5 protein-coding genes and 4 rRNA genes are annotated in these 10,666 nt (G+C 44.3%); 6 read left to right on the plus strand and 3 right to left on the minus strand.

Annotated elements, in window-relative coordinates; all coding sequences use genetic code 11:
• Positions 1-364 precede the first annotated feature (364 nt).
• The 5 genes from ACU8V8_RS01630 to glsB all read left to right on the plus strand — a co-directional run bounded on the left by ACU8V8_RS01630 (position 365) and on the right by glsB (position 6,757).
• A 16S ribosomal RNA gene (locus ACU8V8_RS01630) occupies positions 365-1,900 on the plus strand.
• A gap of 295 nt (positions 1,901-2,195) precedes the next feature.
• Positions 2,196-5,084: ribosomal RNA gene (locus ACU8V8_RS01635) — 23S ribosomal RNA — on the plus strand.
• A 135-nt stretch (positions 5,085-5,219) separates the two neighbouring features.
• Positions 5,220-5,334: ribosomal RNA gene (rrf, locus tag ACU8V8_RS01640) — 5S ribosomal RNA — on the plus strand.
• 63 nt (positions 5,335-5,397) lie between these two features.
• Positions 5,398-5,512, plus strand: a 5S ribosomal RNA gene (gene rrf / locus ACU8V8_RS01645).
• The 16S, 23S and 5S rRNA genes sit together here, the layout of an rRNA operon.
• 321 nt (positions 5,513-5,833) lie before the next feature.
• Positions 5,834-6,757 carry a glutaminase B gene (gene glsB, locus ACU8V8_RS01650; RefSeq protein WP_446888619.1) on the plus strand — a complete coding sequence of 308 codons (924 nt, stop codon included), beginning with the start codon at positions 5,834-5,836 and terminating at the stop codon, positions 6,755-6,757.
• 8 nt (positions 6,758-6,765) lie between these two features.
• Here the strand turns inward: glsB and ACU8V8_RS01655 are convergent, their stop codons facing one another.
• A complete protein-coding gene (locus ACU8V8_RS01655) occupies positions 6,766-8,070 on the minus strand; it encodes an inosine/guanosine kinase (RefSeq protein WP_446888620.1) in 1,305 nt (434 codons plus the stop codon).
• 180 nt (positions 8,071-8,250) lie between these two features.
• Here ACU8V8_RS01655 and tadA point away from each other — a divergent pair, with 180 nt between their 5' ends.
• Positions 8,251-8,754: a tRNA adenosine(34) deaminase TadA gene (tadA, locus tag ACU8V8_RS01660; protein WP_446888621.1), complete on the plus strand. Its 504-nt coding sequence runs from the start codon at positions 8,251-8,253 to the stop codon at positions 8,752-8,754.
• Here tadA and ACU8V8_RS01665 read toward each other — a convergent pair.
• Together ACU8V8_RS01665 and mltF are read right to left on the minus strand one after the other, a co-directional pair.
• On the minus strand, positions 8,751-8,918 hold the full coding sequence (locus tag ACU8V8_RS01665; RefSeq protein ID WP_176372560.1) for a hypothetical protein: 168 nt from the start codon (positions 8,916-8,918) through the stop codon (positions 8,751-8,753). The genes tadA and ACU8V8_RS01665 overlap by 4 nt on opposite strands.
• Positions 8,919-9,033: 115 nt before the next feature.
• Positions 9,034-10,515 (minus strand): membrane-bound lytic murein transglycosylase MltF, encoded by a 1,482-nt coding sequence (gene mltF / locus ACU8V8_RS01670; RefSeq protein WP_087533457.1) that lies wholly within the window; start codon positions 10,513-10,515, stop codon positions 9,034-9,036.
• Positions 10,516-10,666: the final 151 nt, after the last annotated feature.

Below are 10,666 nucleotides of genomic sequence, written 5' to 3' on the forward strand. Positions count from 1 at the left end.
AGCGAGGCAAGCAAACCACTTAGTGAGTCAAGTAAAACTTGAGTTTAGATTTTTCATAAAATTTAAAATTAAGTGTTGACAAAAAAATAGGAAAGCGTAAAATTCGCTTCCCTTGAGTCGCTAAGGCAACTCAAACGTTCTTTAACAATATAAAGCAATCATCTGTGTGGGCACTCGTACAGATTGAGTTCTAACAGCCAAGCTTAGTTCGCTAAGCAAGGCAAAAAATTTAGAGTCTCAATTGAAACTGAGTGACCAACAGAATAGTTACTTTTAGTAATTATTCAGCACAGTCAATTCAATATCGAAAGATATTAAATAAATTCAGAATTCATTGAGCTGTTCTTCGGAACATAAAAACTTTTAATTGAAGAGTTTGATCATGGCTCAGATTGAACGCTGGCGGCAGGCCTAACACATGCAAGTCGAGCGGTAACAGAGAGTAGCTTGCTACTTTGCTGACGAGCGGCGGACGGGTGAGTAATGCTTGGGAACATGCCTTTAGGTGGGGGACAACAGTTGGAAACGACTGCTAATACCGCATGATGTCTACGGACCAAAGGGGGCTTCGGCTCTCGCCTAAAGATTGGCCCAAGTGGGATTAGCTAGTTGGTGAGGTAATGGCTCACCAAGGCAACGATCCCTAGCTGGTTTGAGAGGATGATCAGCCACACTGGAACTGAGACACGGTCCAGACTCCTACGGGAGGCAGCAGTGGGGAATATTGCACAATGGGCGCAAGCCTGATGCAGCCATGCCGCGTGTGTGAAGAAGGCCTTCGGGTTGTAAAGCACTTTCAGTCAGGAGGAAAGGTTAGTAGTTAATACCTGCTAGCTGTGACGTTACTGACAGAAGAAGCACCGGCTAACTCCGTGCCAGCAGCCGCGGTAATACGGAGGGTGCGAGCGTTAATCGGAATTACTGGGCGTAAAGCGTACGCAGGCGGTTTGTTAAGCGAGATGTGAAAGCCCCGGGCTCAACCTGGGAACTGCATTTCGAACTGGCAAACTAGAGTGTGATAGAGGGTGGTAGAATTTCAGGTGTAGCGGTGAAATGCGTAGAGATCTGAAGGAATACCGATGGCGAAGGCAGCCACCTGGGTCAACACTGACGCTCATGTACGAAAGCGTGGGGAGCAAACAGGATTAGATACCCTGGTAGTCCACGCCGTAAACGATGTCTACTAGAAGCTCGGAGCCTCGGTTCTGTTTTTCAAAGCTAACGCATTAAGTAGACCGCCTGGGGAGTACGGCCGCAAGGTTAAAACTCAAATGAATTGACGGGGGCCCGCACAAGCGGTGGAGCATGTGGTTTAATTCGATGCAACGCGAAGAACCTTACCTACACTTGACATACAGAGAACTTACCAGAGATGGTTTGGTGCCTTCGGGAACTCTGATACAGGTGCTGCATGGCTGTCGTCAGCTCGTGTTGTGAGATGTTGGGTTAAGTCCCGCAACGAGCGCAACCCCTATCCTTAGTTGCTAGCAGGTAATGCTGAGAACTCTAAGGAGACTGCCGGTGATAAACCGGAGGAAGGTGGGGACGACGTCAAGTCATCATGGCCCTTACGTGTAGGGCTACACACGTGCTACAATGGCGCATACAGAGTGCTGCGAACTCGCGAGAGTAAGCGAATCACTTAAAGTGCGTCGTAGTCCGGATTGGAGTCTGCAACTCGACTCCATGAAGTCGGAATCGCTAGTAATCGCGTATCAGAATGACGCGGTGAATACGTTCCCGGGCCTTGTACACACCGCCCGTCACACCATGGGAGTGGGTTGCTCCAGAAGTAGATAGTCTAACCCTCGGGAGGACGTTTACCACGGAGTGATTCATGACTGGGGTGAAGTCGTAACAAGGTAGCCCTAGGGGAACCTGGGGCTGGATCACCTCCTTATACGATTTAGAACTTATTTGTTCGTAGTGTCCACACAGATGATTGTTAGTTAGCTAAGCCACTGGCTTAACTAATTAATATGCTCTTTAAAAATTTGGAAAAGCTGATAATAAAATTCGTATGAATAACATTGTTATTTGTACAGAGTTTTCAAAAGTAAAAAAGAATGATAGCAGTATCATTCAGTGCCATTTAATGAACGATTACGTTTGTTGATTGGTATCTACTTTAGTATTCAATATTAACTTCTGGCGAAGTTAAACTGTCACGAAACAAAGACCCGTTTGGGTTGTATGGTTAAGTGACTAAGCGTACACGGTGGATGCCTTGGCAGTTGGAGGCGATGAAGGACGTATTAACTTGCGATAAGCTTAGTCGAGCTAGTAAAAAGCACTTGAGACTAAGATTTCCGAATGGGGAAACCCACCTGCTTGCAGGTATCGTTAACTGAATACATAGGTTAACGAGGCGAACGCGGAGAACTGAAACATCTAAGTACCCGTAGGAAAAGAAATCAACCGAGATTCCGGAAGTAGCGGCGAGCGAAACCGGAACAGCCCTTAAGCTTATTATGTGTTAATGGAAGGCTCTGGAAAGTGCCACGATACAGGGTGATAGTCCCGTACATGAAAAGACATTTTAAGTGAAATCGAGTAGGTCGGAGCACGTGAAACTTTGACTGAATATAGGTGGACCATCATCTAAGGCTAAATACTCCCAACTGACCGATAGTGAACCAGTACCGTGAGGGAAAGGCGAAAAGAACCCCTGTGAGGGGAGTGAAATAGAACCTGAAACCGTGTACGTACAAGCAGTAGGAGCCCACTTGTTGGGTGACTGCGTACCTTTTGTATAATGGGTCAGCGACTTATATTTTGTAGCGAGGTTAACCGATTAGGGTAGCCGTAGGGAAACCGAGTCTTAACTGGGCGAATAGTTGCAAGGTATAGACCCGAAACCCGGTGATCTCAGCCATGAGCAGGTTGAAGGTTGAGTAACATCAACTGGAGGACCGAACCCACTAACGTTGAAAAGTTAGGGGATGACTTGTGGCTTGGAGTGAAAGGCTAATCAAACCGGGAGATAGCTGGTTCTCCCCGAAATCTATTTAGGTAGAGCCTCGGACGAATACTTACGGGGGTAGAGCACTGTTAAGGCTAGGGGGTCATCCCGACTTACCAACCCTTTGCAAACTCCGAATACCGTAAAGTACTATCCGGGAGACACACGGCGGGTGCTAACGTCCGTCGTGAAGAGGGAAACAACCCAGACCGCCAGCTAAGGTCCCAAAGTCATAGTTAAGTGGGAAACGATGTGGAAAGGCCCAGACAGCCAGGAGGTTGGCTTAGAAGCAGCCATCCTTTAAAGAAAGCGTAATAGCTCACTGGTCGAGTCGGTCTGCGCGGAAGATGTAACGGGGCTAAACTATGCACCGAAGCTGCGGATTCAGAATTTATTCTGAGTGGTAGGGGAGCGTTCTGTAAGCGGTTGAAGGTGTACCGGGAGGTATGCTGGACGTATCAGAAGTGCGAATGCTGACATGAGTAACGATAATGCGGGTGAAAAACCCGCACGCCGGAAGACCAAGGGTTCCTATCCCATGTTAATCAGGGTAGGGTAAGTCGACCCCTAAGGCGAGGCCGAAAGGCGTAGTCGATGGGAAACGGATTAATATTTCCGTACTTGGTATAATTGCGATGGGGGGACGGAGCAGGCTAAGCAAGCATGGCGATGGTTGTCCATGTGAAAGTGAGTAGGTTGGTGACTTAGGAAAATCCGGGTTGCTAAGACTGAGACACGAGACGAGCACCTAAGGGTGTGAAGTTGCTGATGCCATACTTCCAGGAAAAGCCTCTAAGCTTCAGATTATACCGAATCGTACCCCAAACCGACACAGGTGGTCAGGTAGAGAATACTAAGGCGCTTGAGAGAACTCGGGTGAAGGAACTAGGCAAAATCGTACCGTAACTTCGGGAGAAGGTACGCTCCTATCTGTGATGAGATTTACTCTCTAAGCGGACGGGAGCCGCAGTGACCAGGTGGCTGGGACTGTTTATTAAAAAACACAGCACTGTGCAAAATCGCAAGATGACGTATACGGTGTGACACCTGCCCGGTGCCGGAAGGTTAATTGATGGGGTTAGTTTTCGGACGAAGCTCTTGATCGAAGCCCCGGTAAACGGCGGCCGTAACTATAACGGTCCTAAGGTAGCGAAATTCCTTGTCGGGTAAGTTCCGACCTGCACGAATGGTGTAACCATGGCCACGCTGTCTCCACCCGAGACTCAGTGAAATTGAAATCGCAGTGAAGATGCTGTGTACCCGCGGCTAGACGGAAAGACCCCGTGAACCTTTACTACAGCTTGGCACTGAACATTGAACCTACATGTGTAGGATAGGTGGGAGACTTAGAAGCAGAGACGCTAGTTTTTGTGGAGTCGTCCTTGAAATACCACCCTTGTAGTTTTGATGTTCTAACGTTGGCCCCTGAATCGGGGTTACGGACAGTGCCTGGTGGGTAGTTTGACTGGGGCGGTCTCCTCCCAAAGAGTAACGGAGGAGCACGAAGGTTGGCTAAGTACGGTCGGACATCGTACGGTTAGTGTAATGGTAGAAGCCAGCTTAACTGCGAGACAGACACGTCGAGCAGGTACGAAAGTAGGTCATAGTGATCCGGTGGTTCTGAATGGAAGGGCCATCGCTCAACGGATAAAAGGTACTCCGGGGATAACAGGCTGATACCGCCCAAGAGTTCATATCGACGGCGGTGTTTGGCACCTCGATGTCGGCTCATCACATCCTGGGGCTGAAGTCGGTCCCAAGGGTATGGCTGTTCGCCATTTAAAGTGGTACGCGAGCTGGGTTTAGAACGTCGTGAGACAGTTCGGTCCCTATCTGCCGTGGGCGTTTGAGAATTGAGAGGGGTTGCTCCTAGTACGAGAGGACCGGAGTGAACGAACCGCTGGTGTTCGGGTTGTCATGCCAATGGCATTGCCCGGTAGCTACGTTCGGAACTGATAAGCGCTGAAAGCATCTAAGCGCGAAGCAGGCCTCGAGATGAGTTCTCACTAGACTTTTAAAGTCTCTGAAGGGCCGTTGAAGACTACAACGTTGATAGGCAAGATGTGGAAGCATAGTGATATGTTAAGCTAACTTGTACTAATTACCCGTGAGGCTTAACCATACAACGCCAAACGCGTTTTATGCGACAGTTTAAGCGAAGAAGTTAATAGACTAAAGTAGATTACTGAAGACTAATTTATTATCAGAAATTCCAAATTTTAGTAAGTTTGATTAAATCGAACTTACACCAAATTTGCTTGGTGACAATAGCGTTTTGGACCCACCTGATCCCATGCCGAACTCAGTAGTGAAACGAAACAGCGCCGATGATAGTGTAGCATTTGTTATGTGAAAGTAGGTCATCGCCAGGCTCCAAATTAAGTTGAAGAACTATAACCTTAAAAATTAATAATAAGAAAATTGAAAAGAATTTTCTTGGTGACAATAGCGTTTTGGAACCACCTGATCCCATGCCGAACTCAGTAGTGAAACGAAACAGCGCCGATGATAGTGTAGCATTTGTTATGTGAAAGTAGGTCATCGCCAAGATTTAAATTAGAGAAAGCCGTTTCAGAAATGAAACGGCTTTTTTGTTTTCTTAACTACCAGTTTTAAGACGTCATTCGTACAGTCTCAACCTATACACCGTAGTGTGGATTGAGTATCTGATACCCACGAATTAAAGAACGCCACGATCACTTCAGAGTCCAATATACACCTTTAAATTAGCATGACCTTTAAAGTGTTGCCAGTCAAGCTCATCTCCTCCAGGAAAATACCAGTTCATAAATTTTTATCTATAAATGGTCTCAACTGCTCTCAACTATCATGTTAGAATTTTATCTTTATCGGCATAGAGAGAGAGCGATATTGGTTAATTCTGATTACCAACAAGTATTAAATGAGATTACTGCTGAAGTGCAGCCATTGCTTTCTCAAGGGAAGGTAGCAGATTACATTCCTGCGCTGGCAGAAATTGATGCAGACCAATTTTCAATTGCTATATATACCACTGACGGCCAGACTTTCTGCGCTGGAGATTGCTCTAAGCGTTTTACGATACAATCAGTATCAAAGGTCATGACACTAACACTTGCGCTACAGCGCTATGGTGATGAGCTGTGGCATCGTGTAGGTAAAGAGCCATCGGGGACTGCTTTTAACTCTCTTACGCAGCTTGAGTTTGAAAAAGGTTTACCGCGCAACCCGTTTATTAATGCGGGTGCTATTGTTACTTGTGATGCTTTATATAGCCGTTTATCTGCACCTATGCATTCTATGCTTGAAACGTTTCGTGCTTTGTCAGGAAATGACACCATAGTTATTGATAAGAAAGTTGCTAACTCAGAGTATGAGTTTCGTCACCGTAATGCTGCTATGGGTCACTTAATGAAGTCGTTTGGCAATTTTCATAATGAAGTCGATGATGTGCTGTGGGCGTATTTTAATTTTTGCGCTATTGAACTTAACTGCGTGGAACTTGCAAAAGCTTATAACTTTCTTGCAAATAAAGGAGTTGATAATATTTCGGGTAAGGAAGTTCTTTCAAGTTTGCAAAACAAACAATTGAATTCGTTACTCTTTACTAGTGGCTTATATGATGCTGCGGGAGATTTTGGTTATCGAGTTGGCATGCCAGGAAAATCTGGGGTGTCAGGTACAATTTTAGCTGTTTTACCTAATAAATTTACCGTTGCAGTGTGGTCACCAGGGTTAAATACTTTTGGTAATTCTGTGGCAGGAATAGCAGCTCTGGAGCTGCTATCTAAAAAGCTCGATATTTCTATATTCTAGTCACAAGTTTACTGTTCCCAGTAAACTTGCTCTAGGCAATCTTCTCGCTCTGGCAAGCCGCGTGACAAGCGAGGAGAGTGCTGTACTAATACTTCATAGCTGGCACGGTTAGCATACTTACTAATTTGTGCTAGCGATGAATATGTTATGGCAGGTTGCTGGTGTTTCGCTGAGTTACCCACATTAAGCTTATGATAGACATTTGCTGATAAATCATGAAGCACGGCAGCTAGTGCACAATCACCGGCACCATTAGTATTTTTAATGCTATCAGGACCACCCATAAATGGTGCTGTGTGGCTGTATGCTCGCATTGGATTTTCACAGTCAATTTTTCGCATTGCCCGTGAAAATTCATAGCGGTTAAAATCAGCTATAGCGCCAGGTAAAAGTGGGTATTCAGTTTCTCGCTTGAATTTGTCGTCAACGTGGCCGGCCATAAATAGGCCTTTTTCTCCTGCGGTACAAATAACGAGATCAACCCAGTCAAGTGCTTTATCAGCAGCAAGGAGTGGATCTTCAAATCCTGTGATCGCAAAGCCTTCTTCTTCATTCATGGCAAGAATATCAACATGCTCAGCAACAAAGTTAGCCCACCAAGTTGGATCTTGTTCAATTAAGAATTTTGTACCAAGGGTTAGCACTACTGGTACATCAGCGTCGTTTGCGTATTTAACCGCTTGCATGGTAGCTTCGGTCATTGTTTCGCTACCTTGAGTACGCATTAAGTATGCGCTGATAACAAGAGCTGATGAGTTTTCTATTAGCTCTTTATCGATAGATTCAGGTCGTAAGTGATTCATCAATCCTGCACTGATTGCAAAGGTACGCTCACCGCTGTCATCAATTAAAGTGAAACAGCGACCGATTGGACCATCAACAGGTTGCAAGTAATCAAGATCGACGCGACTTGAGGTGTTACAAAGGAAGCGATAGGCATAACTACCAATCTTAATGTTTTCGCTCATGACACCCAGTAGTACTGAGCGGTCATCAGCAAGCACTGAATAGTTGTGCATAGTGTTACCAATTGTACCGCCGGCAAACTCATAATCGATCATGTCGTTGAGCTTTAAGCGGTCATAAAGTGCATTGGTGATTTCACTATCAATTACTTGCGACATACCTCGGCGCAGCTGAAACTCATCGAGGAAAGCTTGATCAACTTTTGCTTCGATATCAACTACAATTTGATCGATACCTGTGATGTAGCTGCGCTGCAACTTATCACTGGCGTTGAGTTGATTCGTTAGTGGATCTTTGGCTTCCACCGGAAAATAATGTTTATGCCTGCGGCGTCCAGGAAATTTCATTTGCTACCCGTGTGTTGTGAGCTAAATAAAAAAAGCGGGAGATTATAGCGCAAATCACACAGGCTGAGCCATGGTTAAGCGGTTTTAATTTGTTTTATTTTTGTCATTAATCAGCTTGGTAGTCATTTTTGTGTTCTAAGTGAGTATAATAAAACAATAATTAGTGAAAGATTAAATAAAATGAACGAGCAATTTAGTGATCAGTATTGGATGGAAAAAGCGTTAGAGTACGCAAAAGAGGCCGAAAAGCTCAATGAAATCCCTGTTGGAGCTGTACTTGTTAAAGGTAACGAACTCATTGGGGCTGGTTATAACCGTTCGATCACTGATAATGATCCCTCTGCTCATGCAGAAATGATTGCAATACGTGAAGCAGGTAAGGCACTTCAGAATTACCGCTTAATTGATTGCACGCTTTATGTAACGTTAGAGCCTTGTTCAATGTGTGCTGGGCTTTTGGTACATAGCCGAATAAAACGACTGGTGTTTGGGGCCTTTGATGCGAAAACAGGATCTGCGGGTTCCATTATGAACTTATTGCAAGAACCTAAATTAAATCATCAAGTAGAGATAACCGCAGGGATATTAGCTGATAGGTGCGGAGACACTATCTCCGTGTTCTTCAAACGCCGCCGTCAGGAGATTAAAGCGCTAAAGCAAGCAAAGCGAGAGCAGCAATCCTAACTTGAAGGTGTTGAGTCACTTAGCTCTGACATTTGCTGCATTGCGAACATACGGCGTCGCCAAATAACTTTTTTATGCAAATTGCGCAGCATAATTCTACGGCGGGTCGCGGTTGAAAAAATAACGTTACGTTTAAATGAATGTGTACGCCTACGCTTAAGCATGTTTTCTCCTAAATACGTGAGAGTGAGAAATAGTTAATTTAGATAACTTATTGATAGCACACATTAGTGATCAATTGATGACAAGTAAATAGATATTTTACCTGTTTTAGTGTTATTACTGGTTTGTTTGATTTTGGCTGTCTGTTTTGTCAGTTGATTTAACCTTGTCGTCTTCTGTAGGGGGCTGTTGCTCAGTTACAGAGGGCGGTTCCATATCGCTGTTCGCTTTAGTCGGTTCAGGTTCACTAATAGCATCATTTTCATCAAGCCAGACTAGAGCGTCATAGTAACGACGAATGTTATCAACGTATTTCACGGCGACATCACCACGAGAATAACCATATTTAGTTTTACGGTAATAACGTTTTTTGATTAATAGAGGCAAACGTTTTTTCACATCAGCCCATTTATCGGGGCTGGCACCTTGTTGTTGTGTAATAATACGTGCGTCGTTCACATGGCCCCAACCAATATTATAAGATGCTAGCGCAAGCCAAGTTCTATCGGGTTGTGGAACACGCTCTGGAATACGTTTAACTAGCTTTTCTAAATACTCAGCTCCCCCTTTAATATTTTGCTCTGGCGCTAATCGGTTTGTAACTCCAACTTGTTTTGCTGTATTGCGAGTAAGCATCATTATCCCACGTACGCCTGTGGGAGACTTTGCTTTTGGGTTCCACATTGACTCTTGGTAACTTAACGCAGCAAGTAAGCGCCAATCCAAACTGCCGGCATACTGTTCAAACCAAGGTTGGTATTTAGGTAAAGTCTCTTTTATTGCTTCAATATAGGCAAGGGTGTTTACATAATTGAATTGACGAACATGACCGAAGTACTTTTCTTCTAGCACATAAAGCTGGTTATTTTGTTTTACATCGCCAAAAAAAGGCACCATCAGCGCATATAAGGAGTCATCGCCGTCTTTTCGCATTAGCCAAGCAATAGGGTCGTTGCGAGTAACGGAAAAGCCAATACTTAAATTTGGGTGGTAGCGACGAAATAGCGATAAGGTGTGCGAATCGGCGAGTGTATAATCAATCTCACCATCAATCACAGCTTGTAATAATTCTTCTTCATCAAGGTCTTCGGTTTCATGCCACTTTAAATTAGGATTAGTTTGTTTTAACTGTTGCAGGGTTAATGAGTGACTACTTTTAGCTAGAACGGTTAAATTACCTGTTAAGTCATCAAAGTCTCTTGGGCGAATTCGACCTTGCTTATATACAAGTTTTTGGCTGATCGTGCGATAAGTTGGTCCGAACCGATAGCGCTGAGCACGAGTTTTATCGTAAGTTAAACCTGAAGCAATTAAATCTAAATCGCCATTATCTAGTCGAGAAAACATGTCAGATAAATTAAAAAACGGCACCATTACAAGCTCAACACCTAAGTGATCGGCGAACTCTTGTGCTAATTCATACTCAAAGCCTTGCTCGCCTTGAACTGCCTGATAATAGTTGCTTGCACCAGCTAAAGTACCAACCCTTATTTTATTCTGTGTTTTTATTTGGCTTAACTGAGATTCTTGCTGTTGCATATCACAGGCACACAAAAGCATTACTAACGTAATGATTGTTATTAGCTTTTGTTTAATCATAATGCGCCCCTTATATCCAATAGTACTCTTATAACAAAACTTTAACCGGTCGTCACTTGGCGATTAGTTTTATAGTGTTTATTCATGTTCATAGATATAAGAAAAGATAATTTTACGAAAAGCGTAATTTTGAGTTAAATCTAAGCGCTAT

This window comes from Pseudoalteromonas sp. SaAl2 (assembly GCF_052947895.1).